At 74.0% G+C, this 25,484-nt stretch carries 29 protein-coding genes; 16 read left to right on the top strand and 13 right to left on the bottom strand.

Translation table 11 applies throughout. The features are described from left to right. The first annotated feature begins 49 nt into the window (after window positions 1–49). From ABD901_RS36950 to ABD901_RS36930, 5 genes are all read left to right on the top strand, one after another. Window positions 50–418 (top strand): YciI family protein, encoded by a 369-nt coding sequence (locus ABD901_RS36950; protein ID WP_345134363.1) that lies wholly within the window; start codon window positions 50–52, stop codon window positions 416–418. A gap of 61 nt (window positions 419–479) precedes the next feature. Continuing rightward, window positions 480–1,718 (top strand): RNA polymerase sigma factor, encoded by a 1,239-nt coding sequence (locus ABD901_RS36945; RefSeq protein ID WP_425556771.1) that lies wholly within the window; start codon window positions 480–482, stop codon window positions 1,716–1,718. Window positions 1,719–1,942: 224 nt separating this feature from the next. After that, entirely contained in the window at window positions 1,943–2,854 is a 912-nt protein-coding gene (locus ABD901_RS36940) for a hypothetical protein (RefSeq protein WP_345134359.1), read from the top strand. 26 nt (window positions 2,855–2,880) lie between these two features. Then, complete coding sequence (locus tag ABD901_RS36935; protein ID WP_345134357.1) at window positions 2,881–3,399, top strand: PadR family transcriptional regulator; 519 nt, start codon at window positions 2,881–2,883, stop codon at window positions 3,397–3,399. Then, complete coding sequence (locus tag ABD901_RS36930) at window positions 3,399–5,450, top strand: FtsX-like permease family protein (protein WP_345134355.1); 2,052 nt, start codon at window positions 3,399–3,401, stop codon at window positions 5,448–5,450. The genes ABD901_RS36935 and ABD901_RS36930 overlap by 1 nt, the downstream gene beginning before the upstream one ends. A 31-nt stretch (window positions 5,451–5,481) precedes the next feature. On the opposite strand, the gene ABD901_RS36925 is transcribed toward ABD901_RS36930, so the two are convergent. From ABD901_RS36925 to ABD901_RS36915, 3 genes are all read right to left on the bottom strand, one after another. After that, window positions 5,482–6,117, bottom strand: a complete 636-nt coding sequence (locus ABD901_RS36925; protein ID WP_345134353.1) for a hypothetical protein — start codon at window positions 6,115–6,117, stop codon at window positions 5,482–5,484. Then, window positions 6,110–6,388 (bottom strand): PadR family transcriptional regulator, encoded by a 279-nt coding sequence (locus ABD901_RS36920; protein WP_345134351.1) that lies wholly within the window; start codon window positions 6,386–6,388, stop codon window positions 6,110–6,112. Before ABD901_RS36920 ends, ABD901_RS36925 begins: the two co-directional genes overlap by 8 nt. Before the next feature lie 91 nt (window positions 6,389–6,479). Next, window positions 6,480–7,016, bottom strand: a complete 537-nt coding sequence (locus ABD901_RS36915; protein WP_345134350.1) for a dihydrofolate reductase family protein — start codon at window positions 7,014–7,016, stop codon at window positions 6,480–6,482. A 79-nt stretch (window positions 7,017–7,095) separates the two neighbouring features. Here ABD901_RS36915 and ABD901_RS36910 point away from each other — a divergent pair, with 79 nt between their 5' ends. Then, window positions 7,096–7,533, top strand: a complete 438-nt coding sequence (locus ABD901_RS36910; protein ID WP_345134349.1) for a DUF4259 domain-containing protein — start codon at window positions 7,096–7,098, stop codon at window positions 7,531–7,533. Here ABD901_RS36910 and ABD901_RS36905 read toward each other — a convergent pair. Next, window positions 7,530–8,096, bottom strand: coding sequence for a TetR/AcrR family transcriptional regulator (locus ABD901_RS36905; protein WP_345134348.1), 567 nt, complete (start codon window positions 8,094–8,096; stop codon window positions 7,530–7,532). The genes ABD901_RS36910 and ABD901_RS36905 overlap by 4 nt on opposite strands. Before the next feature lie 37 nt (window positions 8,097–8,133). Here ABD901_RS36905 and ABD901_RS36900 point away from each other — a divergent pair, with 37 nt between their 5' ends. Genes ABD901_RS36900 through ABD901_RS36890 form a run of 3 tightly spaced genes read left to right on the top strand, consistent with a single transcriptional unit; the run spans window position 8,134 to window position 10,862 of the window. Then, window positions 8,134–8,988: an ABC transporter ATP-binding protein gene (locus tag ABD901_RS36900; RefSeq protein ID WP_345134516.1), complete on the top strand. Its 855-nt coding sequence runs from the start codon at window positions 8,134–8,136 to the stop codon at window positions 8,986–8,988. Then, complete coding sequence (locus ABD901_RS36895) at window positions 8,985–10,391, top strand: hypothetical protein (RefSeq protein ID WP_345134346.1); 1,407 nt, start codon at window positions 8,985–8,987, stop codon at window positions 10,389–10,391. Before ABD901_RS36900 ends, ABD901_RS36895 begins: the two co-directional genes overlap by 4 nt. Before the next feature lie 15 nt (window positions 10,392–10,406). Then, complete coding sequence (locus tag ABD901_RS36890; protein WP_345134345.1) at window positions 10,407–10,862, top strand: pyridoxamine 5'-phosphate oxidase family protein; 456 nt, start codon at window positions 10,407–10,409, stop codon at window positions 10,860–10,862. Window position 10,863: 1 nt separating this feature from the next. On the opposite strand, the gene ABD901_RS36885 is transcribed toward ABD901_RS36890, so the two are convergent. After that, a complete protein-coding gene (locus ABD901_RS36885) occupies window positions 10,864–11,412 on the bottom strand; it encodes an RNA polymerase sigma factor (protein WP_345134344.1) in 549 nt (182 codons plus the stop codon). Window positions 11,413–11,458: 46 nt separating this feature from the next. On the opposite strand from ABD901_RS36885, the gene ABD901_RS36880 reads away from it, so the two are divergent. Next, complete coding sequence (locus ABD901_RS36880) at window positions 11,459–12,823, top strand: serine/threonine-protein kinase (protein WP_345134343.1); 1,365 nt, start codon at window positions 11,459–11,461, stop codon at window positions 12,821–12,823. Here ABD901_RS36880 and ABD901_RS36875 read toward each other — a convergent pair. Next, window positions 12,814–13,449: a hypothetical protein gene (locus tag ABD901_RS36875; RefSeq protein WP_345134341.1), complete on the bottom strand. Its 636-nt coding sequence runs from the start codon at window positions 13,447–13,449 to the stop codon at window positions 12,814–12,816. The two genes, ABD901_RS36880 and ABD901_RS36875, sit on opposite strands and share 10 nt — an antisense overlap. Before the next feature lie 317 nt (window positions 13,450–13,766). Here ABD901_RS36875 and ABD901_RS36870 point away from each other — a divergent pair, with 317 nt between their 5' ends. The 3 genes from ABD901_RS36870 to ABD901_RS36860 are packed head-to-tail and all read left to right on the top strand — an operon-like array spanning window position 13,767 to window position 17,972. Further along, window positions 13,767–14,444, top strand: coding sequence for a hypothetical protein (locus tag ABD901_RS36870; RefSeq protein WP_345134339.1), 678 nt, complete (start codon window positions 13,767–13,769; stop codon window positions 14,442–14,444). 7 nt (window positions 14,445–14,451) lie between these two features. Then, the gene (locus tag ABD901_RS36865) at window positions 14,452–15,735 is read left to right on the top strand and encodes a TRAFAC clade GTPase domain-containing protein (RefSeq protein ID WP_345134337.1); all 1,284 of its coding nucleotides are present in this window, start codon (window positions 14,452–14,454) and stop codon (window positions 15,733–15,735) included. Continuing rightward, entirely contained in the window at window positions 15,732–17,972 is a 2,241-nt protein-coding gene (locus tag ABD901_RS36860; RefSeq protein ID WP_345134335.1) for a GAP1-N2 domain-containing protein, read from the top strand. The genes ABD901_RS36865 and ABD901_RS36860 overlap by 4 nt, the downstream gene beginning before the upstream one ends. 2 nt (window positions 17,973–17,974) lie before the next feature. Here the strand turns inward: ABD901_RS36860 and ABD901_RS36855 are convergent, their stop codons facing one another. Beyond that, window positions 17,975–18,601, bottom strand: a complete 627-nt coding sequence (locus ABD901_RS36855) for a TetR/AcrR family transcriptional regulator (RefSeq protein ID WP_345134333.1) — start codon at window positions 18,599–18,601, stop codon at window positions 17,975–17,977. A 56-nt stretch (window positions 18,602–18,657) separates the two neighbouring features. On the opposite strand from ABD901_RS36855, the gene ABD901_RS36850 reads away from it, so the two are divergent. After that, entirely contained in the window at window positions 18,658–19,509 is an 852-nt protein-coding gene (locus tag ABD901_RS36850) for an alpha/beta fold hydrolase (RefSeq protein ID WP_345134331.1), read from the top strand. 34 nt (window positions 19,510–19,543) lie between these two features. Here ABD901_RS36850 and ABD901_RS36845 read toward each other — a convergent pair whose 3' ends face one another. Beyond that, window positions 19,544–20,542 (bottom strand): sigma-70 family RNA polymerase sigma factor, encoded by a 999-nt coding sequence (locus ABD901_RS36845; protein ID WP_345134329.1) that lies wholly within the window; start codon window positions 20,540–20,542, stop codon window positions 19,544–19,546. Window positions 20,543–20,664: 122 nt separating this feature from the next. On the opposite strand from ABD901_RS36845, the gene ABD901_RS36840 reads away from it, so the two are divergent. After that, complete coding sequence (locus ABD901_RS36840; protein ID WP_345134327.1) at window positions 20,665–21,234, top strand: dihydrofolate reductase family protein; 570 nt, start codon at window positions 20,665–20,667, stop codon at window positions 21,232–21,234. Between the two features lie 54 nt (window positions 21,235–21,288). Then, window positions 21,289–21,963 carry a hypothetical protein gene (locus ABD901_RS36835; RefSeq protein WP_345134325.1) on the top strand — a complete coding sequence of 225 codons (675 nt, stop codon included), beginning with the start codon at window positions 21,289–21,291 and terminating at the stop codon, window positions 21,961–21,963. On the opposite strand, the gene ABD901_RS36830 is transcribed toward ABD901_RS36835, so the two are convergent. The 5 genes from ABD901_RS36830 to ABD901_RS36810 form a co-directional block, all read right to left on the bottom strand. Next, window positions 21,960–22,412, bottom strand: coding sequence for a peroxiredoxin (locus ABD901_RS36830; protein ID WP_345134323.1), 453 nt, complete (start codon window positions 22,410–22,412; stop codon window positions 21,960–21,962). The two genes, ABD901_RS36835 and ABD901_RS36830, sit on opposite strands and share 4 nt — an antisense overlap. Window positions 22,413–22,492: 80 nt before the next feature. After that, window positions 22,493–22,978, bottom strand: a complete 486-nt coding sequence (locus ABD901_RS36825; RefSeq protein WP_345134321.1) for a hypothetical protein — start codon at window positions 22,976–22,978, stop codon at window positions 22,493–22,495. A 2-nt stretch (window positions 22,979–22,980) separates the two neighbouring features. Further along, window positions 22,981–23,664, bottom strand: coding sequence for a GOLPH3/VPS74 family protein (locus ABD901_RS36820; protein WP_345134319.1), 684 nt, complete (start codon window positions 23,662–23,664; stop codon window positions 22,981–22,983). A gap of 52 nt (window positions 23,665–23,716) precedes the next feature. Beyond that, window positions 23,717–24,688 carry a zinc-binding alcohol dehydrogenase family protein gene (locus tag ABD901_RS36815; protein ID WP_345134317.1) on the bottom strand — a complete coding sequence of 324 codons (972 nt, stop codon included), beginning with the start codon at window positions 24,686–24,688 and terminating at the stop codon, window positions 23,717–23,719. Window positions 24,689–24,730: 42 nt separating this feature from the next. After that, window positions 24,731–25,324, bottom strand: a complete 594-nt coding sequence (locus ABD901_RS36810; RefSeq protein ID WP_345134315.1) for a hypothetical protein — start codon at window positions 25,322–25,324, stop codon at window positions 24,731–24,733. Window positions 25,325–25,484 lie beyond the last annotated feature (160 nt).

Below are 25,484 nucleotides of genomic sequence, written 5' to 3'. Positions count from 1 at the left end.
GAGGACGGGATGAAGCCGGGAAACGCCCGGACACGCGAAGGAGACGACGATGCGCTACGTGATGCTGCTCGAGGCCGCCCAGCCCGCGACGCCGCCGCCCGCCGAGCTCATGGCCGCGATCATGAAGCTCGGCGAGGAGGCGACCGCGGCGGGCGCGCTGCTGGACAACGCCGGCCTGGCACCCAGCGCGGCCGGCGCGCGGATCACCGTCACCGGGGGCGGGCTGAGCGTGACCGACGGCCCGTTCGCGGAGACCAAGGAGCTGATCAGCTACGCCCTCTACGAGACCCGCACCAAGGAGGAGGCCATCGAGTGGGCTTCGCGGTTCATGAAGCTGCACCGCGACCTCTGGGCGGGCTGGGAGGGCGACTGCCGGCTGCTCAAGATCATGGGTCCTGAGGACTTCCAGCGGTCCTGATCGCGGGATGCGAGGATCGGTGGTCATGACGGCCACCGATCCAAGACCCGCGCCTGCGGGCGTGAACCGGGTAGTCGAGGCGGTGTACCGCATCGAGTCCGCCCGGATCATCGCCGCGCTCGCGCGGATGGTCCGCGACGTCGGGCTCGCCGAGGAGCTGGCCCAGGACGCCCTCGTCGCCGCCCTGGAGCAGTGGCCGCAGCGCGGCGTCCCCGACGACCCCGGCCCGTGGCTCATGGCCACGGCGAAGCACCGCGCGATCGACCACCTGCGCCGGGCCGAGAACTACCGGCGCAAGCTCGCCGTGGTGGGCCGCGACGTCGAGCTCGCCGAGCAGGCCTCGGCCGAGCCGGAGATCGTCGACGCACTCGACGACCACATCGGCGACGACCTGCTGCGGCTCATCTTCACCGCCTGCCACCCGTCCCTCACCACCGAGTCGCAGGTGGCGCTGACGCTGCGGATGCTCGGCGGCCTGCGTACCGACGAGATCGCCCGCGCCTTCCTCACCACCGAGGCGACCGTCTCCCAGCGCATCCTGCGCGCGAAGAAGACGTTGGCCAAGGAGGGCGTGCGCTTCGAGCTCCCGCCGCCGTCGGAGGTCCCGGCGCGGCTGGCCGCCGTCCTCGGCACCGTGTACCTGATCTTCAACGAGGGGTACAGCGCGACGGCCGGCGACGACTGGTCCCGCCCGCAGCTGTGCGAGGAGGCGAGGCGCCTCGGCCGCGTCCTGTGCGGCCTGCTGCCCGACGAGGCCGAGGTGCACGGCCTGACGGCGCTCATGGAGCTGCAGGCGTCGCGGATGGGCGCCCGCACCGACGCCGCCGGCCGCCCGGTGCTGCTGCTGGACCAGGACCGGCGCCGGTGGGACCGGCTGCTGATCCGCCGCGGCCTGGCCGCCCTGACCCGGGCCGAGCAGATCGGCACCCTGGGCCCCTACGGGCTGCAGGCCGCGATCGCCGCCTGCCACGCCCGCGCCCTGACCGCCGCGGAGACGGACTGGGCGCGCATCGCCGCGCTGTACCGCCTGCTCTCGCACGTGGCGCCGTCGGCGGTGGTCGAGCTCAACCGCGCGGTGGCCGTCGGCCTCGCCGAGGGGCCCGCGGCGGGCCTGGCGATCGTCGACGAGCTGATCGGGCGCGGGGAGCTGCCGGGGTACCCGCACCTGCCCGCCGCCCGCGGCGAGCTGCTCGAGCGCCTCGGCCGCGCCGAAGAGGCCCGGGCGGAGTTCGCCCGCGCCGCCGAGCTCACGCGCAACGAGACGGAGCGCGAACTGTTCACCCGCCGCGCCCACGGCTAGCGGCGCTATGGCCCGGGTGGTATGCCCGGAGGACGCGTCGCTGCAGACCTCGTTCGTCATCGACGACACGGCCCTGCAGGTCGGCTGAGCACCCGCACGCCGGCCGGCGCCGCCATGCCGGCCGCCGGCCGGCCCTGCGGGTGTTGCCCGGCGACGCCGATCGACGTAGCGTGGCCGGTTGCCGATGGCGGGCGTCGGCGCGCGGCGGCAAGGATCGGGCAAATATGCAGCGTAAAAGGTTCGGTCGCAGCGTCGTGGCGGCCCTGTTCGGCCTCCTCGTCGCCGTGCTCATCGCCGCGCCGGCCGCGGTCGTCACGGTTGCGTCGCCGGCCTTCGCCGCGGGCCAAGGATGCTGTGACGTCGGCATCGACGACCTGCCAACGCAGTTCGCCGCCGGAGGCGGCCCGGCGCCCTTCACCGTGCGCCTGGTCAACCAGTCCCAGGAGACCCTCCGCTACGTCGACGTGTCCTTCGTGCTCCAGGCGAACGGCCTCGTCGGCGACCTGGTGGACCTGCAGCGCCAGCGGATGTCCGGCGGACCGCACGACGTGGGCACGTTCACCCAGCGCGGCGTGCGCAGCGGTGCCGTCACGGCCACCGAACAGGTCGACCTCGGTGCGCTCGCACTGCCGCCCGGCGGCGGGGCGAGCATCACCTACGGGCTGTCGTTCAGCAGGAAGCTGCCGAGCACCGCATTGACGCTGTCGGTACAGGTGCAGCCCAGGCGGGACCCCAAGGGCGTCAGCTCGGCCGGCCCGTACCAGTCCGCGATCGTGGCGGCGGGACAGCCGATCCAGACGCAACCGGCGGCGACGCCGACTCTGTCACCGGCCGGCGATGCCCCGGCATCGGCCGCCGGCGCGGCTCCGATCGACCGGTCGCCGGCGGCCGCTGCCGGCGCGTCGGGCGGCGGTGGCTCGCTGAGCTGGCTGGCGTACACGATCGGCGCGCTGCTGTTGCTCGGCGGGATGGGCGCGATCGGCACGCTGGTGTGGCGGCGCCGGCCTCACCCGCACGCGCCCGTCCAGATCACCGCCTACGACGTGCCGGGGCAGGCCGGTGGCCCCGGCGTACACGGCCTGCACACCGCGCCGACCGCGCAGTACCCGATCGCGCAACAGCGGCTTGAGCAATAGGTAGCGGGTACGTATTCTCGCTATCTATGAAGGAGGTCGTACTGGCCCTGCTCCATGACGGCGGCGCGCACGGGTACGAGCTGAAGCAGACCTTGGACGGGAAGTTCGGGGACCTGCTGCCCGCGCTGAACACGGGGCAGATCTACACGACCCTCGCTCGGCTGACCCGCGATGAGCTGGTGACCAGCGAGGCCGTCGACGGGGACGCCCGCGGGAAGCGGATGTACCAGCTCACCGCGGCGGGCCGGGCGACGCTGGAGGAGTGGGTCAACCGGCCGGTCTCCGGTATGCGGCTCAAGAGCGAGTTCCTGATGAAGCTCGTGGCGGTGGCGGCGGCACGGCTCGCGGAGCCGGGCCGGCTGATCGAGGACCAGCGGCACGAGTACCTGCAGTCGTTGCGTGACCTCGATGGGCTGCTGCACTCGGGCCGGCACGGTCCGACCGCGCAGCTGCTCGTCGAGGGGTCGATCCTGCACCTGCGGGCCGACCTGGAGTGGCTCGATCTGATCGAGGCACGGCTCGTGGACGAAGGGAGGATCGCGTGATGCCGGTGCTGGAAGCGCGCTCGCTGGTCAGGACGTACCGGTCCGGTGAGACGCCGGTGCGCGCCCTCGACGGGGTCGACCTGGCGGTCGAGCAGGGCGAGTTCGTCGCGATCATGGGGCCCAGCGGGTGCGGCAAGTCCACGCTGCTCAATCTTCTGGCGGGGTTCGACCGCCCGTCGGCCGGGGAGGGTGGTCCGGCTCCGGGACGGGCGGATCGTCGCAGACGGCCGCATGGAGCCGGCCCGGGCGGTACCGGACCTGCTCGACCTCGGCGGCGACCAATGACGCTCACGCTGCTGCGGCTCGCGCTCGCCGGTATCCGTTCCAGGCTGCTCGCGACCACGCTCACGATCCTGATCACCGCTGCCGCCGCCGCGACGCTGGTCATCGCGCTGGAGGTGCGGGCCAGCGGGGTCGATCCGTGGCAGCGGACGTTCCAAGCCGCGCACGGCGCGCACGTGCTCGCGATCGTCCCCTCGCTCGACGACGCGCACACGGTCGCCGCACTGCCCGGCGTCGCCGAGCGGGACGACCCGGTGCCCAGCGCGGTCGGGGCCGCCAGCATCGGTGGCCACAGCGAACGCCTGGAGTTCGCCGGGCTGGACGGCCGGCCCGCCATCAACGCTCCGGTCCGGATCGAGGGCGCGTCGCAGCCGGGCTCCGGGATCGTGCTCGAACGCAGTTTCGCCGATGCCCTGCATATCGCGGTCGGCGCCACGATCGGGGTACCAACGCCCACCGGGGTCCTGAGCCTGACGGTCGTCGGCACCGCCGTCTCACCCAGCCAGCCGCGATACCCCCGGCACAACCCCGGCCTCGGCTGGGTCAGCCGGGACACCCTCGCGCGGGTCCAGCCCGACCAGAGCCGGTGGGTGTGGACGCAACCGGTCCGGCTGAGCGACCCCGCGGCGGCGCCGGGCTTCGCCGATGCCGCGGCGGCCGCGCTTCCCTCGGCCGAGGCCCAGGCCGGTGGGAATGCCATGATCTCGTGGCAGGAGCAGCGCGACGAGGCTCTGCTGGACAGCCAGCCCCTCACCGTCATCCTGGGGATGTTCACCATCCTGCTGCTGGCGGTCGGCTTCGCCGTCACCGGAATCCTCACCGCGGCACGGGTCAGCGCCCAGTACCGGGAAATAGGGCTGCTCAAGGCCGTCGGGCTCACACCCCGTCAGGTCAGCACCGTATTCCTGGTCGAGACGGCCGCGCTCGGGCTCGCCGCGGTCGCCGTCGGGTTCCCGGTGGGCGCCGCTCTGGCGCCACGCCTGGCCGCGCCCAGCGCGCAGACCCTCATCGGCTCGCCGAGCCTTGCGATCCAGCCGTGGCACGCGCTGCTGGCCGGAGCCGTGGTGCTCCCGGTCCTGCTGCTCAGCGCCTTCCTGGCCGCCCGGCGCGCGACCCGGTCCACCACCCTCGCCGCCATCCGAGCCGGCTCCCCCGCACCCACCCCGACCGGACGGCTCGCCCGCGCTGTCGCGCGCGCCGGCCTGCCACTGCCGGCGACCCTGGGCCTGAAGGATCTGATCGCCCGCCGCAGGCGCACCTTCTGGACGGCGACCGCGGTCGCGGTGACCGGCGCGGTCGTCGTGGCCACACTGCAGATGCGGGCCGCGGTCCGCATCCCCATTGTCGGCACCGTCAGCGATGTACCCACCGAACTGTCCGTGCTCGTCTACAGCCTCGACGCCGTCCTCATGCTCATCGCCGCGACGACGCTGGTGGCGGTGATGCTGCTGACGGTCCGCGAACAGATCCGCGACTTCGGTGTGCTCAAGGCCATCGGGCTGACGCCCGCACAGGTCACCGCCGGCCTCGTCAGCGCCCAGGCACTGATGGCGGTCTTCGCGGCGCTGCTGTCCATACCGCTGGGAATCGGGCTCTACCTGGCGGTCGTGAGCATCACCGGCGGCTCCGACAACGGCACGGTCTTCGCACCGTGGTGGTATCTCGCGCTGGTCCCGGTCGTGGTCCCGGCGGCGGTGGCCGTCACCACCAGCGCGCCGGCCCGGCTCGCCGCCCAGATCCCCGTCGCCGAGGCCGTCCGCTACGAGTGACGGGCCGCCGACCGCCAAAACACGACGCCGCTCAGAGGCGGCGGGTGTGTGACAGGCCGCCGGCGCGGCTCAGCAGGGCGCCGAACCCGGCCAGCACCGCGGTCAGGAACAAGGCGGCGCCGATCAGGCCCTGGTTGATGTACGTGCGCATCGACGACGCGCCGCTCTGCGCGAAGCCGTCGATCTTGGTTTGCTGGCGGGAGACGATGTCGAGCCAGACGTTGTCGACCACCGCGAACGTGGCGACCGTCGCCGCGCCGATCACGGCGCCGGCGATCACGCCGGCCAGCACCTGGCTGCGGGCGTTCGCGCCATGCCGGGCCGACAGGCGGCCGACCAGGAAGAATGCCGCGAAGATGCACGCGTAGGAGACCAGGATGGGGATGGTGTCGTCGTCGGTCTTCGCCGGGAAGACGACGTTGGACAGGACGATCTCGGCGGAGATGCCGAGCCAGACGATGGCGGCGGCCGACAGGGCCACGCGCATGGCATGGGCGTTCATGGTCCGTACCTCCCGCAGGTGGAGTGTCGCTGCCGAGCGGATCAGGTCGAAGGCGAGCGCGGTGCGCGACGTGCCGGGGCGAAGGTCCGTGACCAGCTGCGCGAGCTCGTCGCCGTAGCGGGCGCGCCAGGCACGCGGATAGAGGCGGATCAGGCGCTCAGGCATGGGCGGGCCCGAGGCGGCGCAGGCCGGCGGTGGCCACCGTCCGGACGTGTTCCAAGTAGGTGCGGGCGGCCTCGGCGCCGGCCGCAGTGATGCGGTACGGCCGGCGGCGGTCCTCCGCGGGCAGCGGCTCGACCAGGCCCTGCGCCTCGAGCCGGCCCAGCGCGCCGTAGAGCGTCCCGGGCCCGAGCGTGGTCCCGGCGATCTCCTCGATGTCCTTGATCAGCGCGTAGCCGTGCTTCGGGCCGGCCGCCAGGCTGGCGAGGATCAGCATGCCGGGCTCCAAGGAGCGCCTCCTACATCCCGCGTTATATCGCGCGACGTAATAGTAGCCCCGACGGCGACTTTCTCAAGTGCCGGACGCGTCAGGCCGGCGCGTAGGTCAGGTGGACCACGCCCGTCGGGTACGTCTCGGAGCCGGCCAGCCGCAGCGGCACCCGCCCGCCGTCGGCCTCGAACAGCCGCCTGCCGCCGCCGACCACTACCGGGCAGACCATGAGGTGCAGCTCGTCGACGAGCCCGGCGCGCACCAGCGAGCGGACCAGGGTGGCGCTGCCGGTGATCGTGATGTTGCCGCCGTCGTCCTGCTTGAGCCTCGCCAGCGCCGTCTCGACGTCGCCGTCGACGAGCTCGGCGCCGCCCCACTCGACCGAGGTGAGGGTGGTGGAGGCGACGAGTTTCGGGGTGTTGTTCATGAAGTCGGCGATCTCCCCGGTCTGCCCGGGCCAGATTCCCGCGAACGCCTGGTAGGTGTTCCGCCCGAGCAGCAGGGTCTCGGTCGCGTCGCGTCGCGCCTTGATCGACTGCCCGACCTCGTCGCAGTGGTAGTCGAAGCTCCACCGCTCCGGCGCCTCGATGACGCCGTCCAGCGACAGGTGCAGCCCGGCCACGATCTTCCGCATGATGCGCTCCCTGGGTTGTGGTGTCCTCTGCCCATGCGTCGAACTCGGGTCGCCGGTTTCGACACCTAGACTCGGAAACATGGGTTCCTGGGGTGTCGGGCCCTTCGACGAGGACACGGCGGCCGACTTCGCCGACGGGCTCGACGATGTGGCCCTCGAGGAGCGCGAGCCGATCGTGCGCGGCGCGCTCGAGCGGGCCGTGCGCGCCGTCGGGCCGCTCGGCTACTCCGCCGCCTCCGAAGCCCTCGCCGCCGCGGCGATCGTCGTGGCGCAGTGCCCGGGCGGGGCTCCGGTGCCGGCGAACTACGGCCCTCGGGAGCCGATCCCGCAGCTGCCGTACGAGCTGCGGGGCCTGGCCCTGGTCGCGATCGACCGTGTCCTCGATCCCGCTTCCGAGCTGGCCGAGGCGTGGGACGAGACCGAGCACGCCCGGCGGTGGCGGCAGGGGGTCGGGCGGCTGCGCGATGTCCTCGACCCGCCCGTCTCGGCCGGCCAGGGGTCCCTCTTCGAGCTCTAGAGGGTGCGCAGGCCGCGTTCGAGCAGGTCGAGGGCGCGGCGCAGGCGGGAGCGCGGGTCCTCCGGCGAGTCGGGGGACAGCAGCGTGCCGACCAGGGCGCCGACGAGGGCGCCGGACGCGGCGCCGGACAGGGTGTCGTCCAGGCGGTCGGGGTAGGAGCGGCGCAGCCAGCCCGCGATGAGCCGCTGCGCGGCGATCAGGCGCTGCAGGGCCTGCGCCTGCAGCTCCGGGCGGGTCAGCATGATCGCCAGGCGGTCGGGCCCGGCGAAGTCGTCGGAGGCGGACATCACCCGCTCGAGGATGCTCGGCACCACATCCAGGGGGTTTGCGGGCCCCGCCGCGGCGAACGCCTCCTCCATCGCGCGCAGCCGTTCGTCGGTGCCCGCGAAGAGCACGTCCTCCTTGGCGCGGAAGTACGAGAAGAAGGTGCGCGTCGAGACGTTCGCGGCGGCGGCGATGTCCGCCACCGTCGTGCCGTCGTAGCCGCGCTCGGCGAACAGGCGCGCCGCGGCCTCGACCAGCGCGGCGCGGGTCTGCCGCTTCTTCTCCTCGCGCAAGCCCATGGCGCTATCCTACAGTACGGTGTAAATTTGCATCGTGATGCAAAAAGAGGTCGTCAGGGTCGAAGGGCTCCGGGTGCGCTACCCCGGCGCCGCGCGCGACGCGGTGGCCGGCATCGATCTCGCGGTGGCCGCCGGCGAGGTCTTCGGGCTGCTCGGGCCCAACGGCGCGGGCAAGTCCACCACCCAGCGGGTGCTGACCGGGCAGCACCGGGAGTACACCGGCGGCGTGCAGGTGCTCGGCAGGCCCGTCGCCGACTGGGGACGGGACCTCTACGAGCGGATCGGCGTCGGATTCGAGCTGCCGGCGTACTTCCCGAGGCTCACCGCCCGCGAGAACCTCGCCGCGTTCGGCGCGCTGCACCGCCGCCCGACGGACCGCCCGGAGCGCACGCTCGCCGCGGTCGGGCTCGCCGACGCCGCCGACCGGCGCGCCGCCACGTTCTCCAAGGGCATGAAGATGCGGCTGAACCTGGCCCGCGCCATCCTGCACCGCCCCGACGTGCTCTTCCTCGACGAGCCGACGTCCGGCCTGGACCCGGCCAACGCCGCCGACGTGCGCGCGGTGATCCGCGCGCAGGCCGACGCGGGCCGGACCGTCCTGCTCACCACCCACGACATGCCGGCCGTCGAGGAGCTCTGCGGCCGGGTCGCGTTCATGCGCGACGGCGCCGTCGTGGCCGTCGACACCCCGCGCAACCTCCGGCTCGCCCACGGCCGCCGCACCGTCGTCGTCGAGCACGCCGAGGACGGCCGGCTGCTGCGTACCGAGTTCCCGGCCGCCGACGACCCGGCACTGCTCGCGCTGCTCGCCACCGGGCGGGTGCAGACGGTCCACACGCGCGAGGCGGCCCTGGCCGACGTGTTCATCGCGGTGACCGGGGCGGCATCGTGACCGCCCTGCTCGCCCTGGAGCTGCGCCTGCAGTGGCGCCAGCGCGTCCCGGCCGCACTGCTGGGCCTCGCGGTCTGCTGGTCGGTCCCGCTCGCCCTGCTGCCGGCGGCGCCCGCCCGGGCCGTCTCGCCGTACCTGCTGTTCGTCGAGGTCATGACCGCCGGCACGCTCTTCGCCGGCGCGCTCACCGTCACCGACCGGTCCACGGGCGCCGCCGCCGCGCTCGGCGTCAGCCCCGCGCGGCCGTGGCAGCGGGTCGCGGCGCGGATGGCGCCGCTGGTGCTGCTCGCCGTGGCCGGCGCGGTGCCGGTCCTGCTCGCCGGCCGCCGCGCCGAGCAGCTCGGCGTCGCGCTGCCCGCGGTCGCCCTGTCCGCCGCGCTGCTGCTCGCCGTCGCGGCCGCGGTCGCCGCCCGCCGCGACGAGTTCGTCGGCTTCATGGCCGCGCTGCCGCTGCCGATGGCCGCGCTGTTCGCGGTGCCCCTCGCGACGTCGGCGGGGCTGCTGGGCGGCCCGCTGTGGTACGCCGTGCCGACCACCGGCGCCCTCGCCCTCCTGCGCGGCGAGTCCCCGTACCCGGCCGTGCTCGTCCTGGCCTACCTGGCGCTGTGGGCGCTCGCCGCCGTCGTCTTCGCCGCCCGCCGCCTGCGCGGCAAGGACGCCGCGCCCGGCCGGCCGGCGGCACGGGCCCGCCCGCTGCCGGCCCGCCCGCGCTGGCTCGTGTTCCCCCGCGCGGACCTGCGCAACGTGACCCGCGACTCGATGCTGGCGGCCGTGGCGCTGAGCCCGCTGCTGCTGGCCCTGGGACTGCGCCTCGGGTTCGCGCCGCTGGCCGCGTGGCTGCGGCACCACCGCGGCGTCGACCTCGCGCCGTACGCGCCGGCGCTGGCCATCGTCGCCGTCGCCGTGCACGTGCCGGTCGCCTTCGGCATGACCGGCGCGCTCGTCGTCCTCGACGACCTCGAGGACGGCACCCTCGCCGTCGTGCGGACGTCGCCGCTGGGCGTGCGGCGCTACCTCGCCTACCGGCTGACCGCCGTCGCGCTCCTGGCCGCCGCCGGCCTCGCGGTAGCCGCGCCGCTGTCCGGTCTGGTACGCGCCTCAGCCGCCGGCTCGCTCGTGCTGGCCGCCGCGCTCGCCCCGCTGGTGACGCTCGCGACCCTGGCGGTGGCCCGCACCCGCGTCCAGGGCGCCACCGCCGACAAGGCCCTCGCGCTCCCGCTCTACCTGCCGGTCGCGGCATGGTGGCTCGCCGGCCCGCCCGCCTGGCCCCTGGCCGCGCTCCCGACCTTCTGGATCGTCCGCGCCTGGTCCGGTCCCGATCCGGCACACCTGCTGCTCGGCGCGGCCTGCCTCGCGGCCTGGACGATCCCGTTCGCGGGCCGCGTGATGCGCCGACTCGCGTAGGTACAGAATGGTGCCATGACGGCATGGCGTGACGTCGAGCAGGCGGAGCCGGAGTTCGCGGCCCGGGTGCAGGCCCTGTTCGACGCACACCGGCACAAGACGATCGCGACCCTGCGCGCCGACGGCGCGCCGCGCATCTCGGGCATCGAGGTCGTCTTCGAGTCCGGCGAGCTCGTCTTCGGCTCGATGCCCAACGCCCGCAAGGGCGCCGACCTGCGCCGCGACCCGCGCTTCGCGCTGCACAGCGCGACGGTCGACCCGATCGAGGGCGCCGAGTCGGGCTGGCCCGGCGAGGCCAAGATCGCCGGCCGCGCCCGGCCGGCCGGCGCGACCACCGAGGGCCCGGAGGGCGACCGCTTCCACGCCGACATCACCGAGGTCGTCCACACCCACCTCAACCCCGAGGCCACCCTCCTCGTCATCGAGTGGTGGACCCCCGCGACCGGCCTGCACCGCGCCGAGCGCGCGTAGGTCAGGTGGTCTGCAGCGATGCGCGGACGTGGCGGCGGGCGTCGTGGATGCGGGACTTCAGGGTGCCGACCGGCACGGTGAGATGCTCGGCGATCTCCTCGTAGGTCAGCTGGCACACGTCCCGCAGTACCAACGGCGCAACCAGCTCGGGGCGGTGCGCCTCCAGCTGCTCCAGCGCCTCGAGCAGGTCGAGCCGCGAGCCCGCGATCACACTCGTCGTGCGCGGGTCGGCGGCGTCGATCGGCAGGACCGCGGTCGGCCGCTCGTCGGCGCGGCGGCGCAGCGAACGGTAGGTCTGGCGCGCGCAGTTGGCCGTCACGGCGTACAGCCATGTGGAGAAACGCGACCGTCCGCCGAAACCGCCGATGTTGCGGGCCACCTGCAGCAGCGTGTCCTGGCACGCCTCCTCGGCGTCCTGCAGGCACGGCAGGAACCGCAGGCACTGGCGCAGCACCTGAGGGCCGATCCGGGCCAGCAGCGCGTCGAGCGCGTTGGCGTCGCCCGACGCGGCGCGGCCGGCGAGCTCCTCGAGGTCAAGATCGTCCGGCATGGTTGGGGTCCCCGTTCATCTTCAATGTGTGGGCCATAATACGGGCGTGCCAGTACCGGAGAAGATCGGCCGATATCGCGTGGTGCGGCGCATCGGCTCCGGCGCGTTCGCCACCGTGTGGCTCGGCGCCGACGACGCGCTGGACGCGTTCGTGGCGATCAAGGTGCTGGCTGACAACTGGTCGTACCATCCGGACCTGCGCGAGCGGTTCGAGCAGGAGGCCCGGATCATGCGGCGCACCGACTCGACCCTGCTGGTGCGGGTGCTCGACGTCGGCGAACTGCCCGACGGCCGGCCGTATCTCGTGATGCCGTACGCCGCCGGCGGCACCCTCGCCGACCGGCTCGCCGAGGGGCCGCTGCCGGTGCGCGAGGCGCTGCTGGTGGCGACCGACATCGCCGGCGCCGTCGCGGTGCTGCACGAGGCCGGGGTGCTGCACCGCGACCTCAAGCCGTCCAACGTGCTGTTCCAGCCGGGCGGCGAGCGCGACCGGGTCCTCGTCGCCGACCTCGGCCTGGCCAAGGCGCTGGCCAACGCGTCCGGGTTCACCATCGCCGCCGGCACGCCCGGGTACATGCCGCCCGAGCAGGCCTCGATCGGCGGCGGGCTGGACGCCCGCGCGGACGTGTACGCGGTCGGCGCGACGCTGTACCACATGCTCACCGGCCGCCCGCCCGAGCGCACGCTGGCCCGCCCGTCCCGGCTGCGCCCGGGCGTTCCGTCCACAGTGGATAATGTGGTACGCCGGGCGCTGCACCACGACCCCAGGCAGCGCTGGGCGTCCGCCGAGGCGCTGATCGAGCAGCTGCGTCGGGCGACCGCGGCCATGGAGCAGGTCCACCACCGCGCCCGATCCCGCCGCCGGCTCCTGCGGATCGCCGGCGCCGCCGTCGCGCTCGCCGCCGTCCTGGCCGCCGGCGCCTCCGCCGTGCTGCCCCGCTCGGGCTGGGTGCGCGTGCGCGACAACACCGGCGCCATCTCCGTCGCCGTGCCGCCGCGCTGGGCCGGCCAGCTGCGCGACGCCGGCTGGAACCCGGCGGCGCTCGGCCTGCCTGCGGGCCACGAGCCCGGCCTCGTCGTCGCGCCGGACCTGGCCCGCTGGACCGACCCGGCCAGCGCCATGCCCGGCGTCTTCGCCGGTGCGAGCCGCGCGCTGCTGCCCGGCAACCCGGACCCCGCGCTGCCCGGCCACGCCACGTGCGTCCGGCGGCCGGACCGCACGGTGGACGTGGCCGGGACCCCCGCCCTGGTGCGACGGTGGACGTCGTGCGGCGCCGCGGTCTCCTACAGCGAGGTGGTGTTCGCGGTGCCGCAGCGTTTCGGGGTGTACATCCAGATCAAGCAGGTCGGCGCCTCCGACGTCACCGACGACGTCCTGGCCGGCGTGCGCCTGTCCGGCTCCTACTCGTAGCAGTCCTGGTTCTGCAGCTGCAGCGTCAGCTCGGTGACCACGCCGTTGCGCAGGAAGATGCGGTACACCGTCTTGTGGTCCCCGCCCGGCGCGAACACCCCGCCGCGGCCGTTGTTCTGGTCCCCGTCGGTCGGCTCCCACTCGGGGTAGATCCTGTGCATGTCGGCGGCGGACGTGCCCACGTGCACGCCCTCCGGCGTCTTGATGCTGCTGTTGTACGCGTCGATGGTCGCGATACCGCGGGCCGCCGACAGGTGCACATACCCCTTGCCGCTCGGCGCGTCGCGCAGGTTGCCCAGCTTGCAGCCCGAGGCGGGGGTGCTGTCGAACGGCACGACCATCCCGGTCGCGTTGGCCTGCTGCCGGTTCATCCCGAGCTTGAGCGACCCGAAGCCGAGCGGCCCCAGCACGAGCGAACCGCCGGCGGTGTTGGTGGTGGTCGCGGTGGACGGCGACAGCGCCGTCCCCGGCGACGTGGGCGTGACGGTGGTCGGCGCACTGGCCGTCACCTCGGGCGACCCGGCCGGCGCCGCGTCGCCGCTGTGCACCTGCACCGGCTTCGGCCCGCACGCGGCGAGCAGCAGGACGGTCGAGACGGTCGTCGTGAGGGTCAGGGCCTTGGGCATTGCACGCATTATGGCTCCCCGGAAGTTCGGTTGGCTTGGTGACGTACCGTTCGATGCACCCTCGGCAAGGTTGGTTCGCCGCGCAGAGTCGCCAATCCGTCACGCACCCCGACAACTTGCAGGCCACCCACGAGCGTCGGCGGGCGCCGGGGCGGTAGCCGGAGCGGGTGGGCCGATAGTGCGGCGGCACGGGCCGAACGGGGTTCGCGGCGCGCCGGAGTCGGCACGGGGACGGTGACTTCCGCCGATACCGCGGCATTCCATCGACTTCCTACGCTGGTTGGCGGGTGCGGTTCGCCGAGTCTGCGGGGAGTGCCGTGCATTTCATCATCCATCTGCTGCTGAACCTGTTCCTGATCGTCGGTTCCTTCGTCCCCTTCCTGCTTTCCGCGCTGCTCATCATCTATCGCACCCGCAGCATCGTGGAGCGGATGATCCGTGGGCTGGCGCTGTTCGCCGGGACGCTCACGGCGGTGGGGGTCGATGCCGCGGGCATCAGCGTCGCGCGGTTCACGGTCGACACGCTGGCCACCACCGGGTTCGCCGGGTTCGCGGTCAAGGCGTTCGTCGCGGTCGTCGTGGTGGCGGCCGGCTACGGTGTCGGCAAGTACCTCATCACGAAGCTGCGCACGAGCCGGAACATCGCCATCCGCGGCATGATCTTCATCGGGATGATCGTGCACATCGAGCTGCTCGAGATCTACGTGGACGCGGTGCGGCGCAACGGGTTCACGATCGGGTCGGGCGCGATTCCCAACGCGGGGTTCATGGTCGGGCTCATCGCCTACGTCGTGCTCAACTACGACCCGCAGAACCCGCAGGAGCGCGTCTCGGCCGTGCTGCGTGACGTGTGGCGAAACCGGTCCGGCGCCGACCCGTACCCAGGGCCCGTCCCGCCGCCGAGGCCGCGCCACGCGCCCCGCGACGACCAGCCGCCGCCCGCCGATCCCGGCTACCACGGGCCGTACACCGACCACTTCCCCGAGCAGCGGTGACCGGGCGATGGGCCTGATCCGCCTGCAGGTCGTCTGCCCGTACTGCGACGCCCGGCTGCTGCTCAACGACTGCCCGATCGTGGCGACGAACTACGAGGTGCCGGCCGGCTCGTTCAGCGCCGGCAAGGACCAGCCGGTGCCGCGGCCGGTCTCCGGGCGCGAGCCCCATGGCGTGCTCGCCGGGCGCCCGGTCCTGTGGCGGCCGGCGCCGCCGCGGCCCGCGCCCCAGAAGGCGGCGCCCAGCCTGATGCAGGAGCTGCGCGACATCGTGACGGGCACCGGCGTCGAGGAGGATTACGACCGGTACGAGCGGGAGCACCCCGTCTCCGACTACGCCGTGTACGAGGACCTGCCGGCCCGCGCCTGCAAGCAGTGCGGCGAGCCGTTGCCCGATGAGATCGGCTCGCGGCGGGTGTTCACCATCGGCGTCGTCGGCACCACCGGCGCCGGCAAGACGCACTTCATCGCCGCGCTGATCGAGGACGGCTTCCACCGCCAGCGGCTGCGCGACTGGGGCGTCGAGGAGTTCGTGCCCGACGAGAACTCGGCCGAGCGGTTCCGCGCGTCCTACCAGTCGTTCTTCACCGAGCGCAAGGCGCTGGGCGCCACCAACCCCAGTGCGGAGACCGACGTCCGGCTGCGCCCGATGATCATCAAGGCGCGCTTCCGCGGCGGGCCGCCGGTGCTGCTGCTCATCCACGACATCGCCGGCGAGACGCTGATGTACCAGCGCAGCCGCGCGCGGTACGCGCCGTTCCTCTCGCGCGCGTCCGGCCTGATCTTCCTCATCGACCCGTTGATGATCGAGCCGATCCGCAGCCGCCTGCCCGGCGAGTTCGACATCGGCCGCCACGTCAACCAGGCCGACCTCGTCAACGCCTGCCTGGCCGACCTGCGCCGCCAGCAGCGCGACCCGCACCGGGTGCCGGTCGCGATCGCGATGTCGAAGTCCGACCTCATCGAGGAGGCCCTGCCCGGCGTCGACGTCGGCTTCCGCCGCCCGCCGAGCGCGGACCGGCGCCTGGCCGAGCAGGAGATGGCCCGCATCGACGGCGAGGTGCGCAACCTGCTGCGGTGGGCCAACGCCAACGACCTGCTCGCCGTCGCCGCCCAGCTCGGACACGAGGTACCGCTGAGCTTCCACGCGGTCGCCCCGATCGGCTACACCCCGCGCGAGGTCCCCGGCAGGCCCGACGACCGCGTGGTCGAATCGATCGCCTCGCTGCGCTGCCTCGACCCGCTCATCGCCGTGCTGCGCAACCTGCGGATCGCCCCGCCCGAACCGCGATGATCGAGCAGTTCTGGTACACGCGCCCCGCCGGCCGCGGCGGTACCCCCGGCTTCCAGATCGTGGCGGCGTCGCCCGGCCTGCGCGACCGCCACAGCTCGACCGTCGCCACGGCGCTGCGCCTGTGCCGCTACGACCCGCCCGCCGACCCCGACCCCGGCGCCGAGCCCCCGCCGTCGTTCGGCTGGGTCGACGCCGACGGCCTGCGTTACTGCTTCCGGCGCGTGCCCGCGGGCGTGGACGAGTACGGCCGCCCCGGCAACCTCGCCGCGCACATCCTCGTCGCACCGCGCGAGCTGCTGCCCGCCGCCGAGCTCGCGGCCCGCTTCGCCTCGCCGTGGTGGTGGCGGGGGAGCGCGGTGACGACCGCGGAGCTTCCCTGCCTGTCCGGCCTGGCATCGGTACCGCGCAAAGACCCACCCGAACCCGCCGGCCTGCTGCCCCCGTTCCTCGACGCGATCCTCGGCCGCGGCCCGCGCACCCTCGTGGCGGTGCCGTCCGCACCGCAGGTCGTGGCCGGCCTGGTCGCCGCCGTCGAGCGGCGCTTCGCGGGCCTCATGGACGAGTTCGCCGTCTCCACGTACGAGGGCCCGGACACGGCCCTGTGGTTTGACATCGTCGGCGCGGTGAAGCCCCCGCCCGGCGCCCTGCTCGTCACGCCCGGCGGCGACGCGCGCACCGCCGCACCGGTCGCCCGGGCGCGCACCCTGATCCTCGCCCCTGCCCCGCGCGCGCTGGCCCTGGCGTCCCGGGCGGCCGGCATCGGCACGCCGGAGGCCGACGTGAGGCCGCTCGCCGCGTTCATCGGCGGCTACGACGACCTGATCCACGGCGCCCGCCCCGGCGACGACGTGCTGGCCGCGCTGCTGGGCCGCCCGGCCGTGGTCGACGCGACGCTGCAGGAGTTCCCGGCGGTCCGCGCGGAGCTGGCCCTCGCCCTGGTACGCGGCGCGGCCGAGCCGGTCGCGGCGGCCGTGCGATCCGGCGCCGGCGCGCCGGCCCTCGAGGCGGTGGGCACCGCGATCGCCGACGCCCTGACCGGCAACGAAACCGCCGCGCCGGGGCGATGGGACCCCGTGCTGGCGCGGCTGCCCGGGCTGAGCGCGGTGCTGGCCGCCGCCTGCGAGCGCGCACTGCTCGATCGGCTGGCCGGGGAGCCCGCGCTCGTGGAGGCCGCCGGCCCTCGCGCTCGGCTCGCATTGCTGCACCGGGCCGCGGGCGATGGGCTGCGGCCGTTCGACTCCGCCGTGCGCGGCCTGCTCGACGGGCTGGGCACCGACTGGCCGACGGTGGCCGACGACTCGCGGTTCGCCTCCGAGTGGCGCGGGCAGGTGCTTGCGGCCGCGCTCGGCTCCGGACGGGCGGCACCCGCGGACGTGGCGGCGCGCCTGGTGCGCCTCCCCGAGCTCGTTCCGCACGCAGTCGGGCACCTCGCCGGCGCCGGCCGGCTGCGGGCCGTCGTCGTGGCCGTGGCGCCGGATGCGCGGGCGCGGTTCGTGTTTGACGCGGCCCGCGCGCTGCCGCCGGCGGGGCGCACCGAGCTGATCGGGTGGTACGCCGCGGAGCAGCTCACCGGCGACGCCCGCCTGCGGTTCCTGGTCGCGGGGCGCAGCGCGCGGCTGCTGCACCGGGCGGACGAGCCGATCGGGCGCGCCGTCCGTGCGGCGGTCGCCGGGCGGCTGGCCCGCGACCTCGACGCGGGCGCGCTGCCGCGGACGGCGACCGAGGCCGAGGACCTGCTCGCCTGGTGCGCCGACGCGGAGTCCGCGGCCTGGCTGGCGGTGCTGCGCCTGGACCGCGCCGCGCCGGCCTCGGTGCCGGAGCTGCGCGACGCCGTCGCGCGGGCGGGGCACATCGGCGAGCCGGGTGCGCGGGACGTCGCGCTGCGCTGCGCGGCCCTGTACTTCGTCGCCCGGCGGCCCGCGCCGGCGCTGTTCGGACCGGCGGCCGCCGTGCTGCGCGAGGACGCGCTGGTGGCCGCGTGCGCGACGGTGCTGCGGGCGACCGGCGACGAGGCGGGCGCCCGCAGCCTGCTGCGCCACCTGCTCCGCCGCGCCGTCGACGGGGAGGCGGGGGAGGACCCCGCCGTGCGGGCGCTCGCGCAGGAGCTGTCCGCGGAGGTACAGGAGAAGCTCGAGCGCGAAGCCCGAGCCCTCGGCCCCGAAGCGCTGCGCTGGTGGCACGGCCACGTCCGGCCCGGCCTCTTCGAGAGCTTCCGCCGCTGGCTCGGGGGCGACTGAGGTCAGGCCAGGTCGTAGCGCGACGCCAGGCCGTGGCGCAGCAGCGCGAAGGCGTCGTTCGCGGCCTCGACCGCGGCCGGGTAGCGTGCGTCGGCCGTGACCCCGGCGGCCAGGTGCCGGCGGTTGTCGTCGGCGAGCGCCCGGTGCGCGGCGTAGATCTGGTACGCGGCGAGGCGGGCCGTCCCGTCGTCCGGCAGGGCCTCGGCCAGCGCCTGCTCGGCCCGGGTCTGGTAGAGCAGCAGCCGCGCCTGCAAGGTGGGCACCGACAGCACCATCTGCACGAACGCGATGGTCTGCGGGCGGTCGTCCAGCCCGGTGATCGGGTCGCGCCGGTCCAGGCCGTCCAGGAAGTGCCGCCGCAGCGCGGTCAGGGGGCCGGTGCCGGCCGGGCGGGAGCGCACGGTCAGCGCGAGCTCGTCCTGGTGGTCGCTGAACGCGCCGATGACCAGGTCCTCCTTGCTCGCGAAGTACTTGAACAGGGTCCGCTTGGACACCTCGGCCTTGGCGGCGATCTCGTTGACGCTCACGGCGTCGTAGCCGGAGTCGAGGAACAGGCGCGTCGCCGCGTCCTGGATCGCCTGCTGGATGCGCAGCCGCTGGCGCTGCCGAAGACCGAGCTCCTCCGTCACAGCCGCTACGGTACACCCGGTTGAAATGTATACCGAGTTTACCTAAGCTTGGGGTCATGCCCGACTACACCAAGGGAACGGTCCGCTCGCTCGACGGGACCGAGATCGGCTACCGGCACTACGGCGGCAAGGGGCCCGGCGTCGTGCTCGTCCACGGCGGGATGAAGGCCGCACAGCACTTCGCGCGGCTCGCCCGCGCGCTCGCCGACGGCTTCGGCGTCTACGTCCCCGACCGCCGGGGGCGCGGCATGAGCGGCCCGCACGGCGCCGATTTCGCGGTACAACGCGAGGTCGAGGACCTGCGGGCGCTCCTCGCCGCCACGGAGGCCCGGTTCGTCTTCGGGCTGAGCTCCGGCGCACTCGTGAGCCTGCGGACCGCCCTGTCGACACCGCAGGTCGAACGGCTCGCCCTCTACGAGCCGCCGCTGTCGGTCGGCGGGTCGACGCCGATGGCGTGGGTGCCGCGGTACGAGCGGGAGCTCGACACCGGCAACCGCGCCGCCGCGCTCGTGACCGCGCTCAAGGGCCTCGGCACCGAGCCCGTCTTCGCGCGGGTGCCCCGGGCGGTGCTGACCCCCGTCATCGCGCTCGGCCTGCGCGTGCAGGGCGGCGCCCGGCCCGACGAGGCGAGCATCGCCGAGCTGGTGCCGACCGAGCGCTACGACATGCGAATCGTCGCCGAGATGGCCGACACCGCGCCCGACTACGCCCGGCTGCCGGCGCGCGTGCTGCTGCTCGGCGGCACCCGCGGGCCCGGCTTCCTCGCCCGCGCCCTCGACGAGCTCGAGCGGGTGCTGCCGCACGCCGAGCGCCGGACGCTGCCGGGCCTCACGCACGAGGGCCCGGAGGACGACGGGCGACCGCTCGAGGTCGCCGGGGTCCTGCGCGACTTCTACACCGCGGCGTGACCCCCGGCCCGCTCACCGCGGGCCGGGGGCGGGGTCAACGGGCGGGCAGGGAGCGCGGCAGGCCGAACGACGGCAGGACGCCGTTCTCGAAGCGCGTCAGCGCGCAGATCCGCTCGCCGGCCAGGGTGAGCACGTAGAGGCCGGTGCCGTGGCTGATGCCCGACGGGGTGCGCAGGTAGGCGCCGAACGCCGGCTGGCCGTTCGCCCGCGTCGGGACGAGGTCGAAGCGGCGGCCCGCGCCGAAGATGTTGCCGCAGAAGCGGATCACCACGTCGCGGCCCTCGTACTCGAACGGCATCGGCGGCATCGCCATGAACGCGTCGTCGGTGAGCAGCCCGACGAGGGCGTCGAGGTCGGCGGACTCCCACGCCCGCACGAACCGGGCGACGATCGCGTCCTCGGCCGGCGAGCCGGGAGCGGGCGCCGGCTCGCCGCCCGGCGCCGGGCGGCGCTCCTGCAGCGCGGCCCGCGCCCGCTTCAGCGCGCTCTTCACCGACTCGACGCTCGAGTCGAGCATCCCCGCCACCTCGCTCGCGTGGAAGCCGAGGACGTCGCGCAGGATGAGCACCGCCAGCTGGCGAGGGGGCAGGAGCTGCAGGGCGGTCACGAACGCGAGCGAGACCGACTCGGACCGCTCGTACAGGGCCTCCGGGCCGAGCGGCGCGACGCCGTCGAGGAGGGTGTCGGGGATCGGCTCGACCCAGAAGGCCTCGCCGAGCCGGGTCGGCTCCGGCGGTACCACATTGGGCACATCCCACTGCTTGGCCTGGCGCCGGCCGGCCGAACGGCGCGCGTTGAGGCAACGGTTGGTGGCGATCCGGTAGAGCCAGGTGCGCAGCGACGCCCGGCCCTCGAAGCCGGCGAAGCCCTGCCAGGCGGCCAGCAGCGTGTCCTGCAGGGCGTCCTCGGCGTCCTGGAACGAGCCCAGCATGCGATAGCAGTGCACCTGCAGCTCGCGGCGGTGCGGCTCGGTCAGCGCCCGGAACGCCTCGCCGTCACCGGCCCGCGCCCGCGCGATCAGTTCGGCGGTCATCTCCATGCCCAGTATGGACACCGGCCGGGCCGAAAAGGGGTCGCCCGGCCGCCGCCCCTTTTCGCGGCGCCGCGGTGCCTGCACCACCGGCAACCGATGGCACGACGAATGGGAGATGCCCGGTGGGCACGATCGTGATCACGACGAACACCACCCTGGACGGCGTGGTGCAGGACCCCGACGGCGAGGAGGGTTTCCGGCTGGGAGGCTGGTTCGGCCGGTACGGCGGTGCCGACCTCGAGGCGTGGGCGAAGCTCGAGACGGAGGAGGCGCTGGGCGCCGCGGCCCTGCTGGTCGGCCGGCGCAGCGACGCGTGGTTCGGCAAGCGGTGGAACGGCCGCGAAGGGGCGTGGGCGCAGCGGCTCAACGCCATGCCGAAGTACGTCGTCTCCGCCACCCTCGCCGACCCCGTCTGGGCCAACTCGACGGTCCTGCGCGGCGACGTCGCCGAGGAGGTCGCCCGGCTCAAGCGCGAGATCGACGGCGAGATCCTCGTCTACGCCAGCTACCGGCTGTGCCGCGCGCTGCTGTCGCTGGACCTCGTCGACGAACTGCGCCTCGTCATCTTCCCGGTGGTGCTCGGCGCCGGCGAGCGCCTGTTCGGTGAGGCGTCGCAACCCACGGCGTTGAGCCTGGTCGGCACCCGCCCGGTCGGCGACGGGCTCACGCTGCTGACGTATCGCCCGGCGTAACTTCGGGCCGGCACGGGGCGTACAGGATCGACAGCGGTCCGTACCATCGGGGGTGTGCGCAAGGGGGTCTGGATCGTCGGGGTGGTGTCCGGGGCGCTGCTCGCCGGCGCTCTGGCCTGGCTCCAGTTGTGGGTTGAGCCCCACATCGACGACGGCACCCTGACAGGCTGGCGGCGGGTGGTGCTGCATGCGTCGTACCACCCGCTGTTCTGGATCGCGTTCGGCCTGCACGGCTGGGTCCCCGGGTGCGAGCGGGCGTTCCGGGTGCGGCCCGGCCGTTTCGTCGTGCCCGCCGCGCCGCGGCTGCGCTCGCTGATGGTGGCGGTCGCGGTCGCGGCGTGGCTCTCCATCCCGGTGATGGTGGTGCACGCCCGCCGGACGATTCCCGAGTGGAACGATCGGTGGGTGGCCGGCGTGATGGCCGTGCTGGCGCTCGCCGTGACGGTCATCGCCGCGCGCGCCTGGTTCCGCACGATGGAGCTCACCCCGGACGGCCTCGTCGTGCGCGCGATCTTCCACGAGCCGCTGCGGGCCCGCTGGGACCGGGCATTCCCCGACCTGGTCGAGCAGGAGGGCCCCGCGCGCCTGTGGGGCGTGGCGCCCGACGTCATCACCGGCGCCATCAACGAGTACCACGACCACCCCGAGCGCCGCGTGGCCATCGGCACCGAGGCCGAGCACGCCCGCCTCCTCGCGGTGCTCGACGACCAGCTGCGAGCGGCGGCCTAGCCCCGCGCCCGCTGCTGGAGCGCCGCGAGGGCCTTGTCGGCGTGCACCGACATCCGGATCTCGCTCTTCACCACCGCCAGCACCCGCCGGTCGGTGTCGATGACGAACGTCATGCGCCGCGGCAGCCCGAACGAGCGGTTGATGCCGAACGTCGCCCGCACCTTGCCGTCGGCGTCGGACAGCAGCGGATAGCCCAGCGAGTGCTTCGACGAGAACTCGGCCTGCCGCTCGATCGCGTCCCCGCTGATCCCGACCGGCTGCCCACCGGCCGCGCGCAGCTCGCCGGCCATGTCCCGGAAGTGGCAGGCCTCCATGGTGCAGCCCGGGCTCAGCGCCGCCGGATAGAAGAACAGCACCACCGGCCCGCCCTCCAGCAGCCCGCTCAGCGACCGCTCGACCCCTTCGTCGTCGGCCAGCACGAAGTCCTCAACGATGTCGCCGACGTCCACGCCCGTCTCCTTAGCCGCTCCCCGACGCGCCCCGCACGATGAAGCGTACGCGCGCCGTTCGAGGGGTGCTGCTTCGCCGGTTACGGCACCGGGGGGTCGGGGTGGGCCGCGTGGAAGGCGGTGGCCTCCGCTTCGGGGATCAGGTTGTTGTCGGCCAGCCAGTCGACGGCGTGGCGTAGGGCCCGGGTGTTGCGCAACGCGTTCCAGGCGGTGAGCACGTCCGCGCGCTCCCGGTGCACCGCGTTGCCGAAGAGGCGGAACGGGCCCCGGCCGTCCAGCGCCCGCGCCAGCCGGCGCCGCGCGCCGTCGTCGGTCAGGCGGGCGGCGAAGTCGGCCATGTCGCGGTACCAGACGCGGGACGGGATCGGGTCGATCGGGAACAGGCCCCGCTCGTCCAGCTCCTCCTCGTCCGCGGCGTCGCCCCGGCCGTCGAGGCCGAGCTCCGGGGTCCAGAACGCGATCTCGCCGGTCGCCGGGTCGATCAGCCAGCGGTGGTCGTCGTAGCCGCCCTGGTCCTGCAGGGCGGTGGTGAGCTCGTCGAGGTCGATGCCGGCGAGGGCGAGCACGGCTACTCGTGCGCTGTGCCCAGGGCGGTCTGGATCGCCTTGACCAGGACCGCGACGACCAGCGCGACCGACGGGCGGATCGAGGACTCCTCCATGCTCACCGAGCCGGTGAAGCCGGCGGTGTCGCCGATCTGCTGGAGGCGGTGGTGCGCGGCGGCCACGTCGGGGCCGGTCAGGCCCAGGGCCGGCTCCATGCGGACCGCGGCGACCAGCGTGGCCAGCGCCGCGGTGCGCTCGTCGGGGTCCGTGTCGCCGCCGATGAGGGCCTTGCTCAGGCGCTCGCGGACCTCGGCCTCGACCGACGGGTCGATCGTCGGGTACCGGTGCAGGTGGATGAAGCCCATCGTGGTCTCGTCGACGTCGCAGATCACGCCGCGGGCGCACAGGTCGGCCAGGACGCGGTCGCGCAGGCCGTGGCGCAGGCGCTGCAGCCACGAGTCGGGCGAGTGCGGCGTGTCGGCGGCCACCCGCGCCAGGACCTCGTCGGCGATCGGCTCGCCGGTCGGGGTCGAGTTGATGGCGGCGATCGTCCCGCCGACGTACACGAGCCGGCCGGCCAAGGCCAGTTCCACCAGCACGGCGGCGGCCATGCCCAGATCGAGACCGATGGTGGAGCCGGTGGCTCGGCCCGACTCGTCATCGTAGGCCAGCAGGAGTAACTCCTCGGCCAGAGCAACGGAACCCATGGCCAAGAAACTAGTACCTGCGGGGCGGATCCCGTACCCCCGAGCAGGCACACTAACGCACGACCACCATCTTGCCGCCGGCCTCGCCGGCCTCCATGATCCGGTGGGCCTCGCGGATCTCGTCGAAGCCGAAGACCCGCGACGGGTGCGCGCGCAGGCGGCCCGCGGCCATGTCGGCGGCGATCTCCTGCAGCGGGACGTCGGAGAGCGGGAAGCCCGGGCGGCCGAAGACGAAGCTGCCGAAGAACGTCAGGTACACGCCGCTGGCCATCTGCAGCAGCGGGTTGAAGTCGTGGATCGGCGCGAGGCCGCCGAGCCAGCCGGCCAGGCACGCCCGGCCGCCGCGGCGCAGCGTGTCCAGCGAGTCGAGGATGGTGCTGTTGCCGACCAGGTCGAGCACCGCGTCCAGGCTCTTGGCCTCCGGGATGCGCACGGACAGGTCCGCCGACTCGAGCTCGACGCGCTCGGCGCCGAGCTCCTCCAGCATCGCCCGGCGGTCGCGGCGGCGGGTGGTGGCGATGACCCGGGCGCCGGCGTTGACCGCGAGGTTGATGGCGGCCTGGCCGAACGAGGACGTGCCGCCGCGGATGAGCAGCGTCTGGCCGGCCTCGATCTCCAGGTTGCGGAACAGGCACGTCCACGCCGTCGCGTAGGTCTCCGGTATCGCGGCGAGGTCGGCCCACGGCAGGTCGGACTCGATCAGCGCGACGTTGGAGACGGGCGCCCGGGTGTACTCCGCATAGCTGCCGTTGATCGTGCGCCCGAGCCCGCCCATGAGGGCCGCGACCTTCGCCCCGACCGGGAACTCACCGCCGGGGCAGGACTTCACGAGCCCGACGCACTCGATGCCGCTGACCTTGGCGGCCTCGGCCCACTCGCCCCGGCGCATGTGCATCTCGGCGTGGTTGAGCCCGAATGCCTTGACCTCGATGACGACGTGCCCCTCCAGGGGCTCCGGCTCCGGCAGGTCCTGGTACACCAGGGCCTCCGGGCCGCCGAACCGCTCGATCACGATGGCGCGCATCGCGACCGGCTGCCCGGCGGCGTCCGGGCTAAACGCTGTGTGTTACCAGCGGTACGTGTCCTGGCCGGCCAGCGTGCGTTCGCGGGTGGGCAGTTCGTCCTCGAAAGAGGACGGCGGCGAGTCGTACGAGGACTGGGAGTCGCGGTACGGGGTGAGGCCGAGGCCCTCCGTGCCCAGCGGCCGGTCGTCGTCGAGCTTCGACCCGCCCGGCTCCTCCGCGTCCGGCCGCGGCCAGGCGCGCCACCGCTGCGCGCTCGCCGCCGCGACGAGCAGCAGCACGCCGAGCACCATGGCGACCCCGGAGCGTAGCGGCGCCGAGAGGTCGAGCTTGTGGCCGGCCACGTAGAAGTCGTCCGGCAGAAGACGGGTCACCCGCGCCGGAGCGACGAGCAACAGGGCATAGCTCAGCGTGTACACCACGCCGATCGCGACCGCGCCCAGCGGCGAGATGCGCAGCGTGGCGAGCAGGCCCAGCAGCAGGCCGGCCACGGCGAGCAGCAGCGCCGGCTTGACGAAGCTGCTCGCGTGCAGGGTGTCGCCGAAGGCGCCGTCCGAGCGCACCTGGCCGAGCGCCAGGAGGACCCAGGCCAGTGGAGCGACGAAAACCGCGACGATGAGGGTTCGAATGTGCCGCATGCCCGGAACCTACTGATAGTGGCGCCCGTCACCAAGCGATCTATACAACTCCTAAGAAAAGGCGCGAGTGATCGCATTGCGCGCCGTATGGCTGTCCGATATGAGGCGGCGAATTTGACAGCCGGTCGCCGGGGTTCGCACACTGCGGATGCAGATCGAT

The sequence above is a fragment of the Dactylosporangium darangshiense genome (assembly GCF_039537565.1).
In the GTDB taxonomy this organism is placed as follows: domain Bacteria; phylum Actinomycetota; class Actinomycetes; order Mycobacteriales; family Micromonosporaceae; genus Dactylosporangium; species Dactylosporangium darangshiense.
This window is presented reverse-complemented; position numbering and strand designations above follow the sequence as displayed.

Bases quoted from the DNA above. Each gene is read 5' to 3' on its own strand.
- ABD901_RS36925 (WP_345134353.1), bottom strand. From the start codon at position 6,117: ATGCCTGAGCGCCTGATCCGCCTCTATCCGCGTGCCTGGCGCGCCCGC.
- ABD901_RS36810 (WP_345134315.1), bottom strand. From the start codon at position 25,324: ATGCGGCACATTCGAACCCTCATCGTCGCGGTTTTCGTCGCTCCACTG.
- ABD901_RS36820 (WP_345134319.1), bottom strand. From the start codon at position 23,664: ATGGGTTCCGTTGCTCTGGCCGAGGAGTTACTCCTGCTGGCCTACGAT.
- ABD901_RS36950 (WP_345134363.1), top strand. From the start codon at position 50: ATGCGCTACGTGATGCTGCTCGAGGCCGCCCAGCCCGCGACGCCGCCG.
- ABD901_RS36910 (WP_345134349.1), top strand. From the start codon at position 7,096: ATGGGTTCCTGGGGTGTCGGGCCCTTCGACGAGGACACGGCGGCCGAC.
- ABD901_RS36920 (WP_345134351.1), bottom strand. From the start codon at position 6,388: ATGCTGATCCTCGCCAGCCTGGCGGCCGGCCCGAAGCACGGCTACGCG.
- ABD901_RS36815 (WP_345134317.1), bottom strand. From the start codon at position 24,688: ATGCGCGCCATCGTGATCGAGCGGTTCGGCGGCCCGGAGGCCCTGGTG.
- ABD901_RS36850 (WP_345134331.1), top strand. From the start codon at position 18,658: ATGCCCGACTACACCAAGGGAACGGTCCGCTCGCTCGACGGGACCGAG.
- ABD901_RS36875 (WP_345134341.1), bottom strand. From the start codon at position 13,449: ATGCCCAAGGCCCTGACCCTCACGACGACCGTCTCGACCGTCCTGCTG.
- ABD901_RS36930 (WP_345134355.1), top strand. From the start codon at position 3,399: ATGCCGGTGCTGGAAGCGCGCTCGCTGGTCAGGACGTACCGGTCCGGT.
- ABD901_RS36860 (WP_345134335.1), top strand. From the start codon at position 15,732: ATGATCGAGCAGTTCTGGTACACGCGCCCCGCCGGCCGCGGCGGTACC.
- ABD901_RS36900 (WP_345134516.1), top strand. From the start codon at position 8,134: ATGCAAAAAGAGGTCGTCAGGGTCGAAGGGCTCCGGGTGCGCTACCCC.
- ABD901_RS36905 (WP_345134348.1), bottom strand. From the start codon at position 8,096: ATGGGCTTGCGCGAGGAGAAGAAGCGGCAGACCCGCGCCGCGCTGGTC.
- ABD901_RS36890 (WP_345134345.1), top strand. From the start codon at position 10,407: ATGACGGCATGGCGTGACGTCGAGCAGGCGGAGCCGGAGTTCGCGGCC.
- ABD901_RS36885 (WP_345134344.1), bottom strand. From the start codon at position 11,412: ATGCCGGACGATCTTGACCTCGAGGAGCTCGCCGGCCGCGCCGCGTCG.
- ABD901_RS36935 (WP_345134357.1), top strand. From the start codon at position 2,881: ATGAAGGAGGTCGTACTGGCCCTGCTCCATGACGGCGGCGCGCACGGG.
- ABD901_RS36915 (WP_345134350.1), bottom strand. From the start codon at position 7,016: ATGCGGAAGATCGTGGCCGGGCTGCACCTGTCGCTGGACGGCGTCATC.
- ABD901_RS36845 (WP_345134329.1), bottom strand. From the start codon at position 20,542: ATGACCGCCGAACTGATCGCGCGGGCGCGGGCCGGTGACGGCGAGGCG.
- ABD901_RS36865 (WP_345134337.1), top strand. From the start codon at position 14,452: ATGGGCCTGATCCGCCTGCAGGTCGTCTGCCCGTACTGCGACGCCCGG.
- ABD901_RS36940 (WP_345134359.1), top strand. From the start codon at position 1,943: ATGCAGCGTAAAAGGTTCGGTCGCAGCGTCGTGGCGGCCCTGTTCGGC.